The sequence below is a fragment of the Streptomyces sp. NPDC036813 genome, assembly GCF_055609245.1.
Window position 1 is genome coordinate 1 of sequence record NZ_JBVJPV010000027.1, and the last position, 20,679, is coordinate 20,679.

The following is a 20,679-nucleotide window of genomic DNA, read 5'->3' on the forward strand; positions in this document are numbered from 1 at the left end:
TCACGCTTTCGAAGGCGGGTGCGTCACCAGCCTGGCCTGCGGTGACGGTGAAGGCCAGAGGTCGTGCCCCGCCGTCCGCGGCCAGGTGCACCTTGATGCTCAGCCCACCACGGGAGCGTCCGAGCGCGTGATCGGCGGGCTCACCAGAACAAGCCGCCCCTTTTTGCGTGCCCCGGCGGCGTGCTGGTGAGCCCGGACGACCGTGGAGTCCACCGACACCGTCCAGTCGATCTCGTCGTCGGCGTCCGCCGCCGCCAGAACAGCGGCGAGGATCATCTCTCAGGTGCCGTCGACAGCCCACCTGATCAGCCGTTTGTGAGCGGTCTGGAACGGTCCGAGCTCCTCGGGCAGGTCACGCCAGGGCGAGTTGGTGCGGTACTTCCACGCGATGGCCTCCAGCGTTCGGCGATGGTCGGCCCACCGTCGTCCACGGACTGGATCGGCCGGCATCAGCGGCTCGATCCGGTCCCACATCGCATCAGTGATCACTAATCGGACAGACACATCCGATCAACTGACTTACCCACCAAAGAGACACGCTCTAGCTGCACCATGCTCAAGGCACCGCCAGGGCCGGGACGACGATCTGACGAGGAGCAGGACGTGGGAAGTCTGTTGAGGAGCGTCTCCGGAATCCGCTGGGGAGAACTGCACGACGCGACAGGCGCCGCGGCCGGCGGTATCCCACCTCTGCTGTCCCGAATCGCATATGGGGATGAGGACACGGCCCGCATCGCCATCGATGACCTGGGCGACGCCATCTGTGCGCTGGGCTTCGTCGTCGGCGAGGCGACAGCTCCCACGGTGCCGTTCCTTCTTGAACTGGTCGGGTCCCCGCACGTTGCTTGCAAGGCCGAGTTGTTAGACCTTCTGGGAAGCATCTGCCGGACCGACCAGTGGCACTCTGCCGCTGCGGCAGCGCATGACCGCAAGCACAACGCGAGCTACCGGCAGCAACCCGGCTGGGAGGCAGCCTCAAGGACAGCCGTGTACGCGGGCCGGTCCGTCATCGAGGGCGTTGCCTCCTCCATACGGTCAGAGGAAGCGACGCCTGCTCAGAAGTTGCTGCAGGAGATGGATGACACCCCGCCGTTCCCGGAGCTATGAGCGGTCATTGCGGGACAGCCCCTAGGCCGTTTCGTTTGGATCATCTGATCGTTGGTCCGGGTGTGCCGTTGACTGACGCGCAATGGGCGCGGATCGAGCCGTTGCTCCCGGACCGAACGCCGAGGCGGGGTGGCCGGTGGCGTGACCACCGAGAGGTGATCGATGCGATCGCCTTCAAGTTCCAGACCGGGACCCAGTGGGTCCACCTGCCGGAGAAGTACGGCAACTGGCGAGGTGGCTACAACCGGCTACGGATGTGGGCCGTCGACGGCACCTGGGAGCGGGTGTTCACCGCGTTGTTGGCCCAGGCCGACGCTGACGAGGACCTCAACTGGGCTGTCTCGGTGGACTCCGCCATCGTGCGCGCTCACCAGCACGCGGCCGGGGCCCCTTTTTGGAGGTCGTCGACCACCTCGGCGCCGACGGCAAGACCGGGATCATCGACGGCACCGAGATCCGGGTCCGGCGTCCGGCCGCCGGGCGCAAGGACCGGGACAAGTTCATCTCCGGCAAGAGCAAGCAGAACGCCGTCAAGACCATGGTCGTCACGGACGGCGACGGCCGCGTGCTGTTCTGCAGCCCGATCAAGCCGGGAAGCTGCGCGGACATCACCCACGCTCGCCAGTCAGGGCTGGTGAAGCTCTTGGCCGACGGCCCGGCCGTGGAGATTCTTGGCGATGCCGGCTACCAGGGCCTGGGTGCCCAGAGCGGCGGACGTGTGGTGACACCGCCGCACCGCAAGTTCAAGAAGAACCCTCCTGACTGGTACGAGGAAATGCACGAGCGGCAGCGAAAGGCACACTCCTCGCGACGCATCCGGGTCGAGCACGGCATCGCGCATTTGAAGAACTGGCGGGTGCTGGCCCGCCACCTCGGCCGCCGCGAACGCGTGAGCGACACCGTCCAAGCCATCGCCGCCCTGCTTTCCCACCAACAGAACGCCGACCTGACTCCGGCACGAACAATGTGAAACGCCAAGCCCCCGCCGAGGCCCACGACGCCTCACCACCGTGCACGAGCTCGTTAGGAGGTTTACGAGCGCCTCACCTCGACCACCGGTCACGGGGACAGTCGGTTACGACTGAGGCACCAATTCCGAAAAACGCGGCGGCAATGCTCGCCAGGCAAATCCGCTGCCCAGCGCGTAGTTGGTGGCCGCGAACAGCGTCTCGTCATGTGTGTTCTGTTTGCCGCCGCCGTGCGGCCGCATCCGACCTCAGCTGCCGCTGAACTTCAGGACAAGCTCAACTTGCTTGCGGTCCTCAGATCAACCACGTTAATTTAGACGCGAGTTGAAGCGTCGAATCGCTTCAAATCCCACTTTCATCCAACTCCTGGGACGTCAGCATGAGAGTAGCGAGAAGGATAGTCACTGCTGCAACCACGGCAGTCGCATCCATGGCGGCATTGCTCGCCTTTGGCGCACCGGCTCACGCCGCCACCACCAAGTTCTGTGGTCCACCGTACGCCTTCGCGCTGGGATGCTTCTATTCGACCGGAGACTACTTCACCGTCCAGGACATGCGCGCGGACGGGAAGCGAGCCGTCCTCGTGTGGACAACGGATTACGGGCGCAGCGGCGAATGCCACGACGCGAACGGAGCCAACAACCCTCCCACGAAGTGTGACTACGACTTGAAAGAGGGGCACACCTTGATGTTCTATACGGTGATCCGCGACGGCGCGCATGGTAAGGATGAAGGTAGGTCGGATATGATGACTGCGTGGATTTCTGGTCGATAAGACCGGATCCGGAGACCTATCGCGGCAGTGCGACTCAGCGTGAAGGGCTGGTGCGGGATTCTCGCACGGCCCTTTCGCTGAGTTGGGCCGGGCCGAAGACAGCTCGACCCAGCCATGGTTTCGGCGTAGTGACAGCTCGCTGCCACAATGCCTTGAATTGGCGACCCGTCATACGGTCGGCGATTCCATCGTTCGTGAGGTGTGGAAACAGGCTGATGTATCGTGGACGACGAACTGTGGTCGCTGATCGATCCGTTGTTCCCGGAGCCAGGGCCGAAGCAAGAGCCGGCTTCGTGGGAAACTCGCGCAACTGGGCGAAGCCACCCAGGAGCGAAATGGGTACTCCGTCATATCAACACGCGGTTTGGTCGCCTCCGTGCTGAGCGGCACTGTCCCAAACTCAGCCAGGCTCACGTGGCCAGCCGAGACGAGACGGACCCACCCTACGGCCTGATCGATGACGACCCCGGGATGACATCGGGGAGGCTGCGGTCGGCGTCGACAAGGTCCGCGTGTTCGCGGGCTCGCACCTTCCTATGCCCGGCGGAGAAGCGCCGAAGCGGCGGCAACTCGGTTGTGAGCTCTAACAGGTTGTCCGTCGGATTGTCGGTGCAGTCAATGCCGGGGGACGGCTCTCTACGAGGGGGTGGCACCGCAGCCTCTGCTCCGCCGTGGCGGCATCCTGCAGCGGGTAGGTGCATTCCTCGACGGGATCCCAGTCCGCCTACAGGCGAGGTCATCGAATGATGGGTCTCAGCCCTTGCCGTCCGTAGCGAGCACAGCCCGGGATCGCCCCGCCGGCCGAGTGCCGCTGGGCCCCGGCCGCCTGCGTCAACAGCTGCAGTGTCGGCACCAGAACGGGCGCGTGCCGGGCGGAAAGCCTCCGCGCACGGCTCACTGGCGCCGGGCGTGAGCAGCCGCGGGCTCCCGCGTTCCCGTCTCATCCTCGCCGTTTCAGGGCACGGGCCACGCGGGGGAGTTCCTCTTGCAGCAGCCGGCCGACCAGGGCACCGCCGAATACGACGACGCCTACACCGACCAGCCAGGACTGGATGACCAGGACGGTTCCGACGGGGCCGTAGGTGACGGTGTTGGACGCGATCAGGGGCGAGTAGACGAGCCGGGAGAAGACCCTGAGGCCGAGCAGCCCGACCACGGTAGCCACCGCGCCGGGCACCAGGGCGCGCCAGCGAACCCGGCCGCCCAGCAGTATGCGCTGCGACCACCAGAAGAACAGGACGGCACTCAGCGATGCGGCGAACGCGCCGGCCAGGGATTCAGGTCGCAGCGTGGTGGCGGAAGCGAAGAGGTAGCCGATGAGTACGCCGAGCCACACCACATGGCGCCACCTGGCCCACCAGCGGGCCGGGGGCAAATCCCAGACCTTTTCATAGCCGGACTGCACCGCTGCTCCGAAGGCCAGGCCGAAAGCGGCGAGGACGGCGATTCCGAACGCGGTCGTGGTCCGCAGAGCCTGACCGGGACGAATGAACAACTGTTCCACCCGTTCCCTGGAGGTCGTCGACACGCCGAGTCCTTCTCCCAGCCACTGCGCGAATCCCCGCCCGTGCTTGGGATCGGCCGAGGAAACAATGATCAGCAGCGGCACCAGCGTGAGGAACCCCAGCGCCGCGAAGCCCAGTGAACGCTGTCCCAAGCCCAGGTCGCTGCTGCGCCGCCAGCCGCGTCCGACTGGTGAACGGCTGATCACGCGGCCCAGCCTTTCGAACAGAGAGGAACGGCCTGGGGCACCCGGCATCTTCATCGGCATGCCTGTCGACTATCACGGTCGACACCGGCGGCTCGTGAGGGCGCGACGCGGTTTCCCGAACGGCTCAGGACGAGACCATGATCCCGAAAGCCCATGACGCGACGCGGGAAGGTCGGCAATTCGCAAGCGGCGATCTGCTCGGGAGTGACCGTGACCCACTCGAACTGCACCCTCGACGCCTTCGGCCTCGCCGAAAGCGATCACGTCCTCGGCAAGTGAGCTGACCATGTGCTCACCGCTCTGGTCGTGGCCGCCCAGGAGCATAATCAGGGTTTCGGCCCTCCTGCCATCACGCGGACGGCTGCGTTGGGCTTGCCGATCAGACCCGTCGAACCCGCCGCCGAGAAGCATAGGAGGCCGAACTCTGCTTCGTCGCGAACCAGTTGGGGGACCTCCACGACGCGGACGGCGAACTGCTGATCCGCAGCACGGACAGCGGCGAGCGCATCCTCTACGCCGGCGCTACCGAACTGCACCTGCCCTCGGGCGGGGGCGCGGCGTGGGCGCAGCGCACCTACGCGGCCGGTGACACGGCCGTCGCCATCCGCTCCAACGAAGGAGGCACCAACCAGCTCTTCTTCCTGGCCGGTGACCAGCACGGCACACAGTGCGTTCTTCGTCGGCGATCCACCGGCGGGTGCGCTCCAGGTCGCGGACCTGCACGCGCTCCAGGAAGCGGAGCAGTGTCAGGCGCGTTGGAGCTGGATCGGTCGCATGTTCGATTCTAGGATGGCGGGCAACCCGTACAACGACCGGCCAGGGATGTCAGGGCTGTGCCCACCACGGACGGACACGGCGGCCGCAACACTGCGCCCCGGCCGCTATCACCTCGCCATGAGCGCGGACGGGCGTCCCGTTATCCACGGCTGGTGGGACAGCCGGGCGATCGCCCGCGGTGGCTTTGTCCACGAGAGAACGGGAGTCGTTTATCGATGAGCGCGGGAGGCCACCTCAATGCCGGCCAAGTTGATGTTCACGAGTTCGGGAGGCACCCGCGGTGCCGCCCTGTTGGGCACAGCGCGGCCAGGGGCGTCTGACGGCGCCGGTGGAGGATGACAGCAGCACCCTCCACCGGTTTCGCTACGCCATGAGCTTGTGCAGGGCGAGCACCGTCGTGCCTGCGGCACCGAGCCCGGACAGCGGGCCTGCCAGGCTCAGGACCAGGGCGCCCGCCAGGACGCCGGCGAGCAGGATGATCGCCCAGCGCTGGGGCAGGGGCTGGGGGTTATGGGACTCTGCCACGTACTGTTCTCCTTGAAGAGATTTTCGAGCAGGCGGCCCCGGATGGACCCCGGGGCCGTTCGCGTCTGTGCGAACGACGTGGCCGCCGAGCCCGCGTTGAGCGGGCCTCAATCCATGGTGAGGGGCCTGGAAGAGCCTTCGTCAGGACGTGATCAACGTTTTGATCCGGGTAAAGGCTCTTCGAGAGAAGCCTTTACCCGGATCAAAACGGCGGGATCAAAACGCTAACCTTCCTTCGTGGCTGATGCACGGGAGACGAACGAGCGCAGACTGCGCCGACTGCAGCAGATGCGGAAGACCGGCTCGGTCACGCAAGCGTCTGAGGCCCTGGGAGGAATCTGGAAGGCAGGGAAGGAGCCGGATTCCATCGTCCTGCGCACCGCTTTGCTGCGGGCCGACGGGGAACGGTCGAGGCTCACCAAGCTAGTCCTTCCGCGAGGGATAGCCCTGCGCTTCTACCTGCTGGCCCTCTTCGAGGCGCAGTGCCGACTGGACCCAGGGGACCCCTGGCAGAACGTCCGCCCGCTGAAGGGTGCCGAATCGTGGTCACCTCTCGTTGCCATCGACGGTGCGTACGACACCGCATCGGGTGCGTACGACGCCGCGTTGAAGAACATGCCTCCAGAGCTCCGCGGCAGTGCGCGCGCGGAGGAGCGGTGGCGCACGAGGAAGCTTGAGGACCTGCGGCTTCGGCAAGTCAAGGGAGCCCTGAGAACTCTGGAAGAACTCGGCCATGAAGACGCGTTGGTCTCCATGCCCCGGGGCGCGCGCGGACAGCGGTTGTACGAGGACTTCTCCCTCATGGAGGAAGGCGGGCGGGGCGATAGGCCGACCCCGGACTTCTACACCGTCCCCGTCCGTAGCTGGACAGCCGCCAGGGCGATCACGCTCCCCAAGGACTTCTTCCTGAAGGGCTGGATCCAGGTGCTCAATCCTTCCGAGGTCGCCACCTGGCTCATCCTGAGATGGATGAGCCAGTGGGCGCCCAGGAAACACCGCACGTCGGGCGTCTTCCTCACCACGCGGCCCCGCATGCAGGCCTTCGGCCTGCGTGACGATGCCTGGGAGGACGGGTGTCAGCGCCTTCTCGACTTCGGTCTCATCCGGCACGCCGAACCTCCCGAGGGGCTAAAGGCTGCCCTGGACGCGATCGCCGACCCCGTCATAACGGCGCTCTTCTCCCAGCCGACTCGCGTCCGCCAGCCTTACCAGCCGCACTTTTGGCAGATGACCGACGATGGTCTCGCCAAGAACGCCGTGCAGACTCTTGACCGGGAACTCACCCATCGGCGAGAGGCACTCGCCGATGCCGCCATGAAGCGCGTGCAGCACGATCCCGAGCGCCTCGCCGGCCATGCGCGGGCCGACGAGTGAGGCGCGCATCGCACGCCACTGTCCTGAGCCCGGCCCGCTTTGCCGAGGGGGCCCCGACACCGCCGACCCGGCCGTCAGCGACTCCCGAACTCATCGACATTGATCAAGCAGCGGGGTCTCGCCGTGACTCCGGGAGACGTTGATAAACGACTCCCGTCCTCGTGTACGGAGCCTCCCGCGGCAAGTTCACCCAGCTCGTCGGTGAGCAGGGCAGGCCGGGCGTCTGCATCACCCTCACCGACGAACAGACCGGCACCTCGTTGACGACCTGGCCGGACGACGCCTGACCTCTGCCAAGCTGGGGATCATGGCTCACCGTCCGTACCCCCTGCGCGAGCGCGCCCGCCGGCAGATCGACCGCCACTTCGGCCCTGCCCCGAGCTGGTCGACACAGCGGCCGCGACCCTCTTGGTGGCCAAAGCCGTCAAACTCAGCGAACGCATCCGCGACGCTGACAAGCGCCCCCAACGACTCCACAACAAGGACGCCGGGGACGTGTACCGCATCATGACCACAGTCCCCGCCGCCGACCTCGCCGTGACCTTCACGCAGTTGTGCGACGACCCGCGCGTCGGAGGGACCGCACGCAAAGGCCTCGCCCTCCTGCACGACCTTTTCGGCGCAGCCAGAACACCCGGCACCAACCTCGCCGTTGAGGCCCTCGCCGGAGACGTTCCCGAGGCGCGCATCCGCGCCCTGGCTCCGGCATTCGTCGGCGTGCTCACCAAATAGGCGCGAACCGTCACCACGATTCCCCGCACCGTCCGGGGCGGGGAATCGTCATGCGCGGGAAGGTCATGCGCAATGTAGGCAGGTCTGCGGGTCCTGCCCGCCCGGCACGATCCGCAACAGGCTCCCTGGGGCGCCGCATGCCCGGTAGGCGGGGCCGCTGTCGGTGCGTGCGCCCCCGACCAGCTCGCCCTTGCGCAGGTAGTGGTGGACCGGCGTGCGCGTCGTGGCGACCGGACCGTCGTACGGGCCGGCCGGCGCACCGCCACGCGCTCCACGGCGCGCCAGGTCGTCGCGCACGGCCTGGCCGACGCGGCGGGCGCAGTGGTGGGGGCTGCCTCGGCGGCCGGGACGATCGGGGCAGCGAGCACTCCGGCCGTGAGAGTGGCTGTCATCGGCGGGTCATGCCTTTGGTGCAGTGTCGGCGTCACTCCTCGGTGGGCAGCCAGGTGCCGTGCAGGCCGAGGGGGACCCGGACGGGGATGCGCACGCGGGCGACCGGACCCTGAGCGGGATCCTCCGCCGGCAGGACGAGCAGCCAGCTCGTGTTGTCGGTCCGGTCAGTGGCGAATGTCAGCCAATAGCCGCGCTCGCTGCCGCGCGTGGCCGGCACCGGCGCGAAGACGGGTTCACCGACGGACAGGTCCCCGGCGTTCCAGACCTGCGCGGCGCTGCCGTTCGCACGGACGTCGTACCAGCGCAGGGCGTCGTACTCGCCGGGCAGCAGGCCGTCGACCCGGCCGCTGTCCGCAGCGACGGCGAGCCGCTGGTGGGGGGTGGTCAGAGCGCGGTCGTCGATGCGGGGCAGCTCCACCCTGGCATCGTCCAGTCGGGTGCGCTGTACGGTGCCGGCGGCCGGGTCCACGACGGCCCGCGTGAGTCCGTGGTGCCCGCTCTGCCGGGACCGTCCCTCGGGGGAGCCCGGGCCGAGGGAGAGAGCCGGCCACTGGACGTAGTCCAGGACCACGCGCCCGTCGTCGGGGTCGTCGTAGGCGTTGACCGTGTGCCACAGCCAGAACGCCTCGTCGTCGGCCCAGCGGACGGGGCCGCCGTCACGCGGGATCAGCGCGATGCGGGTGCCCCGCTCAGGGCGCCACGCAACGAACGAACCGCCGCTCATGGCCGCCTCGATGTCGAAGAACGCCGGCGCCAGCACCAGGACCACATACCGGCGGGTGAGCGCCATGTCGTGGATCATCTGCGGTTCCCCGACGCCGTCCACGGAGGTGGGGCCGCGCCGGACAGCGCCGTCCGGGCCGATCACCGACCAGGTCAGGTACGGGGGTTCGAGGCCGTAACAGAAGACGACCATCTCGCCGGTCACCGGATCGATCTTGGGGTGGGCGGTGATGCCGGCCGGCAGCCGCCCGTCGAAGGTCTCCTTGCCGAGGGTGTCGAGCTCAGGGCTCATCCGGAACGGGCAGTCGGACTCGGCGAGGGCGAGCAGGCGGCCGCCGTGCTGGACGACGTTGATGTCAGGCAGCGGCTTGAAGGTGTTCGCGAGTACGTCCCCGACCTCGTCCACCCCGGGAAGAATCATGGACTCCAGGCCACCCCACAGGGCTCGCCCGGCCTTCTCCTCGGCGATCATAGCGGGGGTGCGCACGAAGCGGTTGCGGTACCGGGCCCGCCCGGCCGACAGCCAGACCCCGTGGATCATGCCGTCACCGTCGAGCGGATACAGGTAACTGCCGATCGGAGCGAAGCGCGGATTGGGGCCGTTGCGCAGATAAACGCCGTCCAGATCGTCCGGCAGTTCCCCGGTGACCTCCAGGTCCACCACGTCGACTTCCTCGGTGACCGGGGCGAACCGTCCGGTGAGGTGCGCGATGCGTGTCGGATCGAAAGCGGCGGGCGCGGTCATGGAAACCCTCCCTGGACTAAGTACATGTATCCGACCAGTCAAATGCCGGACGTGGTCTCCTGCCACTTGGGCCCCGCCCGGGCGGCCCGTCCGGTCACCGCTCCTCGTTGACCATCCGCGTCATCGCGTCGCCGCCGGGCAGAGCGGTGAACACGCAGTCCCAGCGTGCGCCCAGCTCCCGCAGCGCACGGGCGGGCGGATTGCCGCCGGTCGCCCCGTTCAGCTCGGCCATCTCCGCGAAGAAGCCGTCCAGCGCCGGCGAGGTGATGAACAGGAACCGCACCTCGACCAGGCCCGCGTTGCAGGGCCGGTGCACCACCCCGCGCGGCACGACCGCGTACTCGCCCGCGCCCAGCGTGAGCGTCCGGTCGTCGACGTCAACGCTCAGTTCGCCCTCCAGGACGCGGAACGCCTCCTCGTGCCGCTCGTGCACATGCGGAGGCGGTCCCGGCGGCCCCAGCGGCGTGCGAGTACTCGATCACTGAGTACGCCCCGCCCGTCACCGCCCCGTCGATCTTCACTGTCATCGGGGCGCCCGTCGGACCGCGGAACTGCCGTCCCTGCCCCGCCGCGATTATCGACGGATCACTCACGCCACCTCCGCTCCCGCACGCCGTGCTCGCCTGTTCGACCATCGTCACGCCGCGCCGCGACGGCCGCACGTCCGCGCCGACTTCTTCCCGTCGCGCGGGAGGCGGTCCGCCACGTCGGTGAATCGCTCACGCAGAAAGAGCGATTCCGCTGCCGACAGCAAGCGATCCCTCCGTCACCGCAGCGGCACTCGGACCGTGAACCCTCCGTCCGGATTGGCCCGCGCCTCGGTCGTGCAATCATGCGCGCGGGCTACCGCGGCCGTGATGGACCTGATGACTGGCGAGCGGAAGATCGAGCACGTTCGCAACCTCGGCAAGCTGTCGCCGGACGCCGCAAAACGCGAAGGCGGACGAGCGGCCCAACGCCACGCGGCAGAAAACGGAAACTCGGCATCAGGCAGAGACGGGCACGCTCCGGGGTCCTTTGGCGTGTCCCGATCTTCCTTGGACAGCCCATTACATGGCGCGCCGTCAAAAATGCATCCTTAATCATTTTATCTGCCTTATGGTGCGGTAGTTCCCATCATTCAGAAGGAACGCGCAACGCGCCCGTCCAGGGCGCGGGTTGGGATGCCCATGAGTGACCTCAGTCGCAGAAACGCAGCCCGTCTCGGCCTGGGCGCCGGCCTCTCCGCCGCCGCGACGCTCACCGGATGCGGGCACGAGGAACATCACAACCGGACCCCGGCAGCACCCGGCCGCCACCCCGACCAGGCCGCAGGAGGCGGCGCCCAGGCTCTGCCCCGGCTGATCGGAGACGGCTCCACCGCGTACACCGGCCGGCAGCCCAGACAACCCGCCGCACCTGCGCCTCTCGAGGCGGGTCAGCAACCACCCCAATTCGTGGTCTTCTCCTGGGACGGTGCCGGCGAGGTCGGGACCGGCCTCTTCCCACGCTTCCTCGAACTGGCACGACAGCACGACGCGCACATGACGTTCTTCCTCTCCGGCCTGTATCTGCTTCCCGAAGAGCGAAAGCGGCTCTACAACCCGCCGAACAATCCCCAGGGCGCCTCGGACATCGGCTACCTGACCAACGCTCACCTCAAGGAAACGCTCACCTACGTCCACCAGGCATGGACCGACGGCCACGAGATCGGCACACACTTCAACGGCCACTTCTGCTCCGGCACCGGCTCCGTCGCCAACTGGACGCCCACCCAGTGGCGCAGCGAAATCGAACAGGCTCGCACATTCGTGAAGACCTGGCGCACCAACACGGGTTGGCACGCCCAACCACCGCTGCCCTTCGACTACGACAAGGAGCTCATCGGCGGCCGCACTCCCTGCCTGCTCGGCCAGGAGAACCTGCTGCCGGTCGCCCGCGAGCTCGGCTGGCGCTACGACGCCTCCTCCCCAGGCGGCGTCCAACGCTGGCCCTCGAAGAAGCACGGCGTGTGGGACCTGCCGCTGCAGGGCATCCCGTTCCCCGGACACAGCTTCGAGGTCCTGTCAATGGACTACAACATCCTCGCCAACCAGTCGCACAACTCCACCCGCGCGCCCTCCTACAACTATGCGTCCTGGCGCACGCAGGCCACCCAGGCCTACCTGGCCGGCTTCCAACGCGCCTACGAGACCAACCGCGCGCCGATGTACATCGGCAACCACTTCGAGGAATGGAACGGCGGCATCTACATGGACGCCGTCGAATCAACTCTGAAACACATCGCCGGAAAGAAGGACGTACGCCTGGTGTCGTTCCGGCAGTTCGTCGACTGGCTCGACGCCCAGAACCCCGCCATCCTCGCCAAACTCCGCGCCCTGGAAGTCGGCCAGACCCCACCCGGCGGCTGGACCACCTACCTACGGCCGACCGCCAAGATCAAAAAAAGCACGCCAGAACCCGTCTAGAGCGACGCGCCGACCACCGACCCGGACTGCGCGCCGACGACAGCCACACGCCGCAGCAGCCCGGCCGAGACCCGAACGGCCCTGGCTCGCCACGACCAAACAGTCCTGAGCCGACCGGCACGCGTGACGTGACTCTCGTGGAGCCGGGCCTGGTCGCCGAGATCACGGTCGACACCGCCCAGGAACGCGACGTATGGCGCCTCCATCCGCTTCGTCCGGCTGCGCCTGGACGAGACCGTCCTAGACGTGCCCGTGTTCGGTGAGCGCGCATGACCGGCTGCCGGGGGAGCGTGCCGCGCACTGCCCGGCGCCGTGCTGAGCTGACTAGGGACTTTCGTTTGGATCACCGTGCGGACCACAGAAAGATGCCTGCGATGTGGAGTCCGGCCAGGTAGATCGTGGCTGTCTTCTCGTAGCGGGTGGCGATGCCGCGCCACTGCTTGAGGCGGTTGATGCACCGCTCGACGGTGTTGCGGTGCTTGTAGGCCTCGCGGTCGAAGGCAGGCGGCCTGCCGCCCCGGCTGCCGCGTCGAAGGCGGTGTGCCTGCTGATCGGCCGGGACGGGAATGACCGCACGGATTCCGCGCCGGCGCAGGTGCTTGCGGATGGCACGCGAGGAGTACGCCTTGTCGGCCAGGACGACGTCCGGAGTAGTGCGAGGCCGACCACGCTGCCGGGGCACTCGCAGGCGGGCCATGACCTGCTCGAAGGCAGGCGCGTCACCGGCCTGTCCTGCGGTCAGGACGAACGCCAGGGGGAGGCAGCGGCCGTCGGCCACCAGGTGGATCTTCGTGGTCAGTCCGCCGCGGGACCGGCCGATGGCGTGATCGTCCGGTTCGCCGGCCGGGGCCCCTTTTTGCGAGCCCCGGCCGCGTGCTGGTGAGCGCGCACGATGGTGGAGTCCACCGAGACAGCCCAGTTGAGGTCCTCGTCAGCGTCGGCCTGGGCCAACAACGCGGTGAACACCCGCTCCCAGGTGCCGTCGACGGCCCACATCCGTAGCCGGTTGTAGCCACCTCGCCAGTTGCCGTACTTCTCCGGCAGGTGGACCCACTGGGTCCCGGTCTGGAACTTGAAGGCGATCGCATCGATCACCTCTCGGTGGTCACGCCACCGGCCACCCCGCCTCGGCGTTCGGTCCGGGAGCAACGGCTCGATCCGCGCCCATTGCGCGTCAGTCAACGGCACACCCGGACCAACGATCAGATGATCCAAACGAAACGGCCTAGCAGTCACGGCTGGATCGTTCCAAACACCACCCTTGCCGTCGGACCGTGTTGTGTGGGTCGAGGCGCCAGCGCGGTGGCCACCTGAGCCAAGCGATCACGGAGAATCCAGCGGCGCCTCCCCTCGCCATCAGGACGCGCCTGCTCAGCCCCCGGGCGCGTGGGCGGCTCAGTCGGTGCGAGTGGTGGAGCGGACCGTCGAGGCGAGGGCGTCGCCGATAACCTTGGAGCCGTTCGCGTTGGGGTGCAGTGGGGTGGCGACGTGGGCGGGGGTGAGGCCCTCGATATACCGGCCGACGGGTGCCGCGCACACGTCGTGGCCGATACCGAGGGAGTAGGTGTCCACGAACTTCGCGCCCTGTTGCCGCGCCGTGGTCCTGAGCGTGGCGCTGAGGTGGTCGGTGGCGCCCTGGATATAGGTCGCGTCGACGTCCCAGATGGGCTGGGTGGGGAAGCAGCCGCCGGGGCGGATGTAGTTGCCATACCCGATGACGAACACCTCGGCGTGCGGCGCTCGTTGCCGGATCTGCTGGAGGGCGGTGGCGAACTTCGGCGCCCAGGCGTCGATGCCAGCCTTTACGAGGTCGACGCCGTCCTTGATGTTCTTGGCGGCGCAGCTGGTGCCGACAGGCTTCGGCAGCAGGTTGACGCACTCCAGGGCTGCGGCGACCAGCCCGGTGTCATTGCCGCCAATGGTGATGCTGACGACGTCGGTCTCCTCGGAGAGGGCGTCGAATTGGGGCTTGGTCGCCAGGTGCTGAGAGGTGGTGAGGTGGTCGGCGGTGGCGCCGGAGCAGCTGACGTCGGTGAGTCTGGCGCCCAGCGCCTTGGCCGCTATGTGTGGATAGTCGGCCAAGGAGCGCAGGCACAGCAGGTTCGAGGGGTCGATCGGCGGTACGAGAGGGGCAGCGGCGAACGAGTCACCCAGGGCCACATACTCAAGGGGTTCGGTGCTCTCGGCAGCAACAGACGGTGTGACGAGGGTCGTCGTCAGGGCTGTTGCGGCCACGGCGGCTGCCAGCGCGGTTCGCAGGCTGAGGTTCACGTGCGGCTCCTTCAACTCATCAGGGCGCGCGAGCGCACCCGGACGGGGGGTGCGGGGGCGCGTGAGGTCAGGTCCGGGCGGAGGCGATGTAGCCCGTCACCCAGTTCGAAAACTCGCATGCCAGGTGCCACTGGTGCTCGGCGAACATCCACGGCGGCAGCGTCGCCGGGAACGCCACTGTGAGCTTTGCGCTGAATCCGCCGCCGGGGATGTCGCGAAACTGGTGACGGACCGCTCCAATCTTGGTGCCGTCGAGGGTTCGCGCCCAGCCGGAGGTCCGAACCGGGTAGAGGGGGTCCTCCTCGATCGGGACGCCGGCGGTGTCCGTGTAGTCGATGAGGAACTGGGCGGCCAGCATGGCGCCCCCGGTCACCTCAATCACTTCCTGGGCCCCGGGCCGGGAGCTGCTGATGAGGTAGTGGTCGGGGTTGGCGACGAGCATGGCGCGTTCGTCGTTCTGCTCGATCCGTCCGTTGAACCAGTCCAGGAAGCCCTGGGCGGTGCCGAGCGAGCTGTCGACCCGGGTCCGGCTGACCGACCACTCGCCCGCGGCGGCCGCGAGCACGCTCACCGGTTCCGTGATCGCGAGGTCAGGGGCCAGGTGGTCGCGGATCGCCTCCTGTCCCATACGCAGCTTCACGTCCGCCAGCTGTTCTCGGTCTCGAGCCATGTTCTCCACGCTGGGAGCGGAGTCGTCGAGGAGGTTGCTCAGTTCGGCCGAGAGCGCGATGGGCAGGCAGTGACTCAGTCGCTCGGCCGCCACATTCAGGCGGCGCGCCTCCCACTGGAGGACCGGTGTGCGGTCGAATTTTTGGCCGTTGATGTAAGTCGTGAGTTCGAGAACGGGGGTCGCTGCGCTTGCTCCGGGCAGGGCCCACGGGGTGAGCCCTGCGCCCGTCGCCAGCGCCGTCATCGTCAGGAATCTTCTCCTGGTCGGCATCCACATACCTCCTGCTGTCCATCCGCTATGGCAACTACAGTTGCTTTAGAGTGGGAGTGGGGTTCGCGGGAGTCAATAGTCTGGATGCATGTACGTGGCCGGTTACGGAGCGTGTCGGTCTCGTGGTGTGATGCTCCGGCGGGTGATGAGCTAGCGCGTCGCCTCAGTGTGGGGCGCCTGCCCGGAGCGCGTGGACGTCAGCGGACGTCGTCGCGCGGCAGCCCGTGGGCTCGCTGCGCTGCGCGCTGGGCGAACAGCGCGATGTCTGTGTCGGTGACGGCCTCGCCGGTAATCAGCAGGCGGTAGTACACGGGACTGCACGCGTCCTCTACGAGGAGGCGGGCGTCGGTGCCCCGGGGAAGCTCGCCGCGTTCGGCGGCACGCTCGACGATCGCGGCACTCCGGCGGAACCGCTCGGCCCAGAATGCCTCGCGCGCACCGCGTGTCTCTTCGTCCAGTGCGCCGCCGATCAGGACGCTGAGCACGGCCCGCGCGGCCGGGTCGTTCAGGTTACTCACGACGTCTTGGAGCAGGGCCGTCAGATCACCGAGAAGGCTTCCGGTGTCCCGGCCCACGTCCTGCTGCGCCGTGCGGGCCAGGAACAGGTCGGTAACCAGATCCACCTTGTTCGGCCAGCGGCGGTAGACGGTCGTCTTGTTCACCTGTGCGCGGGCCGCTACCTCGGTGAGGACCAGCCCTTCGTATCCCACTTCCTCCAGCAGTTCCTCGGTCGCCCGTCGTACCGCAGCGACCACCAGGGCCGCACGACCACCCGGTCGTCGGGGCCGCTTCTGGGCTTGCACCCGTACCGTCACATCCCGCCCCCTTCCGACTGGCACACGCAGTCATCGTAGGGGGAACCCTGCGGTGCCCTCGGGGCGTACGCACGCCTCGATGACCGCGGCGACCTGCTGCACAGCGGGTGTGTTGCGGTGGGCTCGCCGGCCCAGGACGAGGTCGACGACTTCGGTCTCGGCCAGGGGCACGTAGGTCACGCCGTCGAGCCGGAGGCTCTGTACCGACTCGGGCACCAGGGCCACGCCGTGTCCGGCGGCCACGAGGACGACGAGAGTGGCTGTCTCGCCGACCTCGACGAGGGAGGGCGGCTGGAAGCCGGCGCGTGCGCAGGCCGTGAGCACTCTGTCGTGCATGGCGGATCGGGGCTGTGCGGGGTGGATAACGAAGGGTTCGCCGGCCAGTGCTTTCAGGGAGACGTGTGGTTCACCGGCCAGCGGGTGGTTCGCGGGGAGGACGGCCACCAGCGGCTCGGTGCGCAGGGGGGTGACGACCACTCCCTCGGGGTGGGTGCCGGGCCGGAGGACCGCCAGGTCGTAGGCGCCGGTGAGCAGGCCGTCCACGAGCTGCGGGCTGAGGAGTTCGCCGCGCAGCTCCAGGGTGATGTGGGGCTGTTCGGCCCGTACGGTGCGGGCGATGCGCGGGAGGACGTCGTAGGTGGCGGTGCCGATGAAGCCGAGGGAGACGCGGCCCGCCCGGCCGGTGGCGAGCTCCGTCATGTGGACGCGGGCGCGTTCGACCTCGGTGATCAGGGTGCGGGCGTAACCGGTGAGGTGCCGGCCCGCCTCGGTGAGTTCGACGCGGCGGGTGGAGCGGTGGAAGAGCGGGATGCCCAGCTCGCGCTCCAGCTGTTTAATCTGCTGGGACAGCGCGGGCTGGGCGACGTGCAGACGGGCGGCTGCGCGTCCGAAGTGGCACTCCTCCGCGAGCGCGAGGAAGTAGCGGGCTTGTCGGAGCTCCATCCGACTATTTTATGCGTCTGGCTTATCAATGGAGAAGGACTGGGTCTTGGACGTAATGAACTGCCCGGTCCTACCGTGAGGAAATGACCGAGAGTTATGTGTACGCGGCGGTGAGAACGCCCTTCGGGCGGTTCTCGGGAGCCCTGTCCGGTGTGCGGCCGGACGATCTGGCCGCCATGGCGGTGAACGGCATCCTGGCCAAGGTGCCGGCCTTGGACCCGGGCGGGATCGACGACGTGGTCTGGGGTAATGCCAACGGCGCCGGTGAGGACAACCGCAATGTCGGACGGATGGCCGTACTCCTGGCGGGGCTCCCCACATCGGTGCCCGCCACGACCGTCAACCGCCTGTGCGGTTCCTCCCTGGACGCGGCGATCATCGCCTCCCGGGCCATCGAGACCGGAGACGCGGACATCGTTCTGACCGGCGGCGTGGAGTCGATGACCCGGGCCCCGTGGGTGCTGCCCAAGCCCGACCGGGCCCACCCCGCGACGGACGTGACCGCCGTCTCCACCACCCTCGGCTGGCGTCTCGTCAACAAACGGATGCCGAAGGAGTGGACCGTCTCCCTGGGGGAGGCCAACGAGCAGCTCGCCGACCGGTTCGACATCGGTCGGGAGCGGCAGGATGCATTCGCCGTACGGTCCCATGCCCTCGCCGACGAGGCGTGGACGGCCGGCTTCTACGACGACATCGTCCTGCCGGTGGTGGCGGATCGGAAGGGCACGACGCTGGAGCGGGACGAGGGCATCAGGGCCGGATCCACGGTCGACAAGCTCGCCGCGCTCAAGCCGTCGTTCCGCCTCGACGGCGCGATCACGGCGGGCAACGCCTCGCCGCTGAGTGACGGCGCGTCCGCCGTGCTCCTCGGCTCTGAGGCGGCCAGGGCCCGCGTCGGCAGCGATCCACTGGCCCGCGTCGCCGGGCGCGGGGTGTTCGCGCTCGACCCGCAGGCTTTCGGTTTCGCGCCGGTGGAGGCGGCGAACCGAGCCCTGAAGAGCGCGGGCATCACGTGGTCCGACGTCTCGGCGGTCGAGCTCAACGAGGCGTTCGCCGTGCAGGCCCTGGCCTGTGTGGACGCCTGGGGGATCGACCCGGAGATCGTCAACGCCAAGGGCGGTGCCATCGCCCTCGGCCACCCGCTGGGCGCCTCCGGTGGCCGGCTGATCGGCACCCTCGCCCACCGGCTGGAGCGGTCCGGCGGGCGGTGGGGCGTCGCCGCGATCTGTATCGGGGTCGGACAGGCGCTCGCCGTGGTCCTGGAGAACGTGACGGGAGCGAGCCGGTGACCGTCCAGCTGTGTGACACCGCGGACGAGGCGGTCGCCGGCATCGAGGACGGATCCACCGTGCTCGTCGGCGGCTTCGGTATGGCCGGCATGCCGGTCGCGCTTATCGACGCGCTCATCCGCCAGGGCGCCAAGGACCTGACCGTCGTGTCCAACAACGCGGGCAATGGCGACACCGGCCTGGCGGCGCTCCTGGCCAAGGGCCGGGTCCGCAAGGTCGTCTGTTCCTTCCCCCGGCAGACCGACTCCTACGTCTTCGACGAGCTCTACCGGGCGGGCAGGGTCGAGCTCGAGGTGGTGCCGCAGGGCAACCTCGCCGAGCGGATCCGGGCCGCCGGAGCCGGCATCGGCGCCTTCTTCTGCCCCACCGGCGCGGGGACCCTGCTCGCCGAGGGCAAGGAGACCCGGGTCATCGACGGCAGGACCTACGTCCTGGAATACCCGATCAAGGGTGACGTCGCGCTGATCGGCGCATACCGGTCCGACCGTATGGGCAACCTCGTCTACCGCAAGACCGCCCGCAATTTCGGCCCCGTCATGGCCACCGCCGCCACCACCGTGATCGCACAGGTCCGCGACCTCGTCGACACCGGCGGCATCGACCCTGAGACCGTGGTGACACCGAGCATCCATGTCGACCGCGTGGTAGAGGAGGCGAGCGCGTGAACGAGCACATCAGCGGGGCGGGTGCCGGCGGCCGACCGCTGGGCAAGCACGAGATAGCCGCCCTGATCGCCCGGGACGTTCCCCACGGCTCGTACGTCAACCTCGGCATCGGCCAGCCGACCCTCGTCGCCGATCACCTGCCCGCGGATGCCGGAGTCGTGCTGCACACCGAGAACGGCATGCTCCACATGGGCCCCGCCGCCCACGGCGATCAGGTCGACCCCGACCTCACCAACGCCGGCAAGGTCCCCGTGACCGAACGGCCGGGAGCCGCGTACTTCCACCACGCCGACTCCTTCGCCATGATGCGGGGCGGGCACCTCGACCTGTGCGTCCTGGGGGCCTTCCAGGTGTCCGCGGCCGGTGATCTCGCCAACTGGCACACCGGCGCACCGGACGCCATTCCGGCGGTCGGCGGAGCCATGGATCTGGCGATCGGGGCCAAGAAGGTCTACGTGATGATGACGCTGTTCACCAAGACCGGGGCCCCCAAGCTGGTGCCCCGGTGCACCTACCCGCTGACCGGGCTCGGCTGCGTCGACCGCGTGTACAGCGACCTTGCGGTCCTCGACATCACGCCGCAGGGCGTTATGGTCCGGGAGACCTTCGGCATCAGCGTCGACGAACTCTCGGGCCGCCTCGGCCTCCCCCTGCTGACGACGCGGGCCTGACCCCGGTCCGGAGTGCGACGACTGCCGGGCCGTGCTCGGCCCCGGCGGTCAGCCGCCGGACACGAAACCCTTCACGCCGAGGCGCCGGATCGCGTCGCCGGCGTCGAGCGGGCTCGGGGCCTTGCCGGCGGCGATCTGGGAGAGGAGGTCCGAGAGTCGTTCGCGGGTATGTTCGGCGGTGTGGGGGCCGATGACGTACCACAGGCCGCGGGCCGTTGCGCGGCCGTGGTTGACGTACAGGTGCGGGCGCGTCGAGTCGAAGCAGAACGAGTCACCGGCACCGAGTTCGTACCGGTCGAACTCCAGCGTCAGCGTCAACGATCCCTCCATCAGATAGGCGAACTCGAAGCCTCCATGCCGCATGAGGGTTCCTTCCGCCGAGCTGCTCGCGCCGGGCGGGTAGGTCACGAGGAGGGCCTCCACCATGCCGTCGTCGAAAGACGCCAGGCGTTCCCAGCGCACGCCGCTGTCCATGTTCAGGACGGGACTGTCAGCCGCCCTCTGGAGGGTGAACCCCGGGCGGCTGACACCGGTGGGTCCGGCGGCACCACTGGGGGCAACTTCGGCGGGCGTTTCCCTTACGTCGAGGCCGAGCAGGTCGTCGAGCGAGATGCCCAGTCTGCTGACGAGTACGTAGAGCGTGCTCACGGAGGGCTGGGACTTGCCGTTCTCCACCTGTGACAGAAGACTCGCCGAGACTCCTGTGTCCGCGGCGAGGGCCCGAAGGGTGATACCACGGGCCTTTCTCGCCTCGCGGAGAGCCGGCCCGATGCGTTCCTCCATGGACTGTCCCCTCCTCCCTGGAACCG

Annotated in this window: 22 protein-coding genes and 2 pseudogenes; 12 read left to right on the forward strand and 12 right to left on the reverse strand. The window is 68.2% G+C overall.

Translation table 11 applies throughout. The features are described 5' to 3' along the window. Window positions 1–504 (reverse strand): annotated as a pseudogene (locus ACZ67Q_RS36960) (IS5 family transposase); the annotation flags it as partial. A 99-nt stretch (window positions 505–603) separates the two neighbouring features. Between ACZ67Q_RS36960 and ACZ67Q_RS36965 the strand changes: the two are divergent. The 4 genes and pseudogenes from ACZ67Q_RS36965 to ACZ67Q_RS36980 all read left to right on the forward strand — a co-directional run bounded on the left by ACZ67Q_RS36965 (window position 604) and on the right by ACZ67Q_RS36980 (window position 2,850). Continuing rightward, window positions 604–1,107, forward strand: coding sequence for a hypothetical protein (locus ACZ67Q_RS36965; RefSeq protein ID WP_093872115.1), 504 nt, complete (start codon window positions 604–606; stop codon window positions 1,105–1,107). After that, window positions 1,104–1,484, forward strand: a pseudogene (locus ACZ67Q_RS36970) (transposase); the annotation flags it as partial. The gene ACZ67Q_RS36965 and the pseudogene ACZ67Q_RS36970, both read left to right, overlap by 4 nt. 17 nt (window positions 1,485–1,501) lie before the next feature. Continuing rightward, complete coding sequence (locus ACZ67Q_RS36975; protein WP_471191231.1) at window positions 1,502–2,077, forward strand: transposase family protein; 576 nt, start codon at window positions 1,502–1,504, stop codon at window positions 2,075–2,077. Window positions 2,078–2,505: 428 nt separating this feature from the next. After that, entirely contained in the window at window positions 2,506–2,850 is a 345-nt protein-coding gene (locus ACZ67Q_RS36980; protein WP_471191234.1) for a hypothetical protein, read from the forward strand. 940 nt (window positions 2,851–3,790) lie between these two features. Here the strand turns inward: ACZ67Q_RS36980 and ACZ67Q_RS36985 are convergent. Continuing rightward, the gene (locus tag ACZ67Q_RS36985; protein ID WP_471191237.1) at window positions 3,791–4,621 is read right to left on the reverse strand and encodes a YhjD/YihY/BrkB family envelope integrity protein; all 831 of its coding nucleotides are present in this window, start codon (window positions 4,619–4,621) and stop codon (window positions 3,791–3,793) included. Between the two features lie 93 nt (window positions 4,622–4,714). On the opposite strand from ACZ67Q_RS36985, the gene ACZ67Q_RS36990 reads away from it, so the two are divergent. Next, complete coding sequence (locus ACZ67Q_RS36990; RefSeq protein WP_471191240.1) at window positions 4,715–4,840, forward strand: hypothetical protein; 126 nt, start codon at window positions 4,715–4,717, stop codon at window positions 4,838–4,840. Between the two features lie 47 nt (window positions 4,841–4,887). Here ACZ67Q_RS36990 and ACZ67Q_RS36995 read toward each other — a convergent pair whose 3' ends face one another. Together ACZ67Q_RS36995 and ACZ67Q_RS37000 are read right to left on the reverse strand one after the other, a co-directional pair. Further along, complete coding sequence (locus ACZ67Q_RS36995) at window positions 4,888–5,220, reverse strand: hypothetical protein (protein ID WP_471191243.1); 333 nt, start codon at window positions 5,218–5,220, stop codon at window positions 4,888–4,890. 481 nt (window positions 5,221–5,701) lie between these two features. Next, window positions 5,702–5,863, reverse strand: coding sequence for a hypothetical protein (locus tag ACZ67Q_RS37000; RefSeq protein ID WP_471191246.1), 162 nt, complete (start codon window positions 5,861–5,863; stop codon window positions 5,702–5,704). A 237-nt stretch (window positions 5,864–6,100) separates the two neighbouring features. Here ACZ67Q_RS37000 and ACZ67Q_RS37005 point away from each other — a divergent pair, with 237 nt between their 5' ends. The 3 genes from ACZ67Q_RS37005 (at window position 6,101) to ACZ67Q_RS37015 (ending at window position 7,969) form a co-directional block, all read left to right on the forward strand. Then, window positions 6,101–7,237, forward strand: coding sequence for a hypothetical protein (locus tag ACZ67Q_RS37005; RefSeq protein WP_471191249.1), 1,137 nt, complete (start codon window positions 6,101–6,103; stop codon window positions 7,235–7,237). A 161-nt stretch (window positions 7,238–7,398) separates the two neighbouring features. Then, on the forward strand, window positions 7,399–7,524 hold the full coding sequence (locus ACZ67Q_RS37010) for a hypothetical protein (RefSeq protein WP_471191252.1): 126 nt from the start codon (window positions 7,399–7,401) through the stop codon (window positions 7,522–7,524). A 124-nt stretch (window positions 7,525–7,648) separates the two neighbouring features. Further along, the gene (locus tag ACZ67Q_RS37015) at window positions 7,649–7,969 is read left to right on the forward strand and encodes a hypothetical protein (protein WP_471191255.1); all 321 of its coding nucleotides are present in this window, start codon (window positions 7,649–7,651) and stop codon (window positions 7,967–7,969) included. Window positions 7,970–8,393: 424 nt separating this feature from the next. Here the strand turns inward: ACZ67Q_RS37015 and ACZ67Q_RS37020 are convergent, their stop codons facing one another. Together ACZ67Q_RS37020 and ACZ67Q_RS37025 are read right to left on the reverse strand one after the other, a co-directional pair. Further along, window positions 8,394–9,830 (reverse strand): carotenoid oxygenase family protein, encoded by a 1,437-nt coding sequence (locus ACZ67Q_RS37020; RefSeq protein WP_471191258.1) that lies wholly within the window; start codon window positions 9,828–9,830, stop codon window positions 8,394–8,396. A gap of 94 nt (window positions 9,831–9,924) precedes the next feature. Next, the gene (locus ACZ67Q_RS37025; protein WP_471191449.1) at window positions 9,925–10,290 is read right to left on the reverse strand and encodes a cupin domain-containing protein; all 366 of its coding nucleotides are present in this window, start codon (window positions 10,288–10,290) and stop codon (window positions 9,925–9,927) included. A 709-nt stretch (window positions 10,291–10,999) separates the two neighbouring features. Between ACZ67Q_RS37025 and ACZ67Q_RS37030 the strand changes: the two genes are divergently transcribed. Beyond that, window positions 11,000–12,277, forward strand: coding sequence for a polysaccharide deacetylase family protein (locus ACZ67Q_RS37030; RefSeq protein ID WP_471191261.1), 1,278 nt, complete (start codon window positions 11,000–11,002; stop codon window positions 12,275–12,277). Between the two features lie 343 nt (window positions 12,278–12,620). Here the strand turns inward: ACZ67Q_RS37030 and ACZ67Q_RS37035 are convergent. The 5 genes from ACZ67Q_RS37035 to ACZ67Q_RS37055 all read right to left on the reverse strand — a co-directional run bounded on the left by ACZ67Q_RS37035 (window position 12,621) and on the right by ACZ67Q_RS37055 (window position 17,245). Next, window positions 12,621–13,480, reverse strand: a protein-coding gene (locus ACZ67Q_RS37035; RefSeq protein ID WP_471191452.1) for an IS5 family transposase whose coding sequence is annotated in 2 segments (ribosomal slippage) — window positions 12,621–13,126 and window positions 13,126–13,480 — 861 coding nt in all. Because the reading frame shifts where the segments join, the coding sequence is not laid out codon by codon here. 192 nt (window positions 13,481–13,672) lie between these two features. Next, window positions 13,673–14,548, reverse strand: a complete 876-nt coding sequence (locus tag ACZ67Q_RS37040; protein WP_471191264.1) for an SGNH/GDSL hydrolase family protein — start codon at window positions 14,546–14,548, stop codon at window positions 13,673–13,675. A gap of 67 nt (window positions 14,549–14,615) precedes the next feature. Beyond that, window positions 14,616–15,488 (reverse strand): hypothetical protein, encoded by an 873-nt coding sequence (locus ACZ67Q_RS37045; protein ID WP_471191267.1) that lies wholly within the window; start codon window positions 15,486–15,488, stop codon window positions 14,616–14,618. Window positions 15,489–15,685: 197 nt separating this feature from the next. Next, the gene (locus ACZ67Q_RS37050) at window positions 15,686–16,303 is read right to left on the reverse strand and encodes a TetR/AcrR family transcriptional regulator (RefSeq protein WP_471191270.1); all 618 of its coding nucleotides are present in this window, start codon (window positions 16,301–16,303) and stop codon (window positions 15,686–15,688) included. 30 nt (window positions 16,304–16,333) lie between these two features. Next, window positions 16,334–17,245 (reverse strand): LysR family transcriptional regulator, encoded by a 912-nt coding sequence (locus tag ACZ67Q_RS37055; RefSeq protein WP_471191273.1) that lies wholly within the window; start codon window positions 17,243–17,245, stop codon window positions 16,334–16,336. A gap of 83 nt (window positions 17,246–17,328) precedes the next feature. Between ACZ67Q_RS37055 and ACZ67Q_RS37060 the strand changes: the two genes are divergently transcribed. From ACZ67Q_RS37060 to ACZ67Q_RS37070, 3 genes are read left to right on the forward strand one after another with little or no spacing between them, the layout of a single operon-like run. Beyond that, the gene (locus tag ACZ67Q_RS37060) at window positions 17,329–18,534 is read left to right on the forward strand and encodes a thiolase family protein (RefSeq protein WP_471191276.1); all 1,206 of its coding nucleotides are present in this window, start codon (window positions 17,329–17,331) and stop codon (window positions 18,532–18,534) included. After that, the gene (locus ACZ67Q_RS37065) at window positions 18,531–19,199 is read left to right on the forward strand and encodes a 3-oxoacid CoA-transferase subunit A (RefSeq protein WP_471191279.1); all 669 of its coding nucleotides are present in this window, start codon (window positions 18,531–18,533) and stop codon (window positions 19,197–19,199) included. Before ACZ67Q_RS37060 ends, ACZ67Q_RS37065 begins: the two co-directional genes overlap by 4 nt. Next, the gene (locus ACZ67Q_RS37070; RefSeq protein ID WP_471191282.1) at window positions 19,196–19,870 is read left to right on the forward strand and encodes a 3-oxoacid CoA-transferase subunit B; all 675 of its coding nucleotides are present in this window, start codon (window positions 19,196–19,198) and stop codon (window positions 19,868–19,870) included. The genes ACZ67Q_RS37065 and ACZ67Q_RS37070 overlap by 4 nt, the downstream gene beginning before the upstream one ends. 48 nt (window positions 19,871–19,918) lie before the next feature. Here the strand turns inward: ACZ67Q_RS37070 and ACZ67Q_RS37075 are convergent, their stop codons facing one another. Then, entirely contained in the window at window positions 19,919–20,653 is a 735-nt protein-coding gene (locus ACZ67Q_RS37075; RefSeq protein WP_471191285.1) for a helix-turn-helix domain-containing protein, read from the reverse strand. Between the last annotated feature and the right edge of the window lie 26 nt (window positions 20,654–20,679).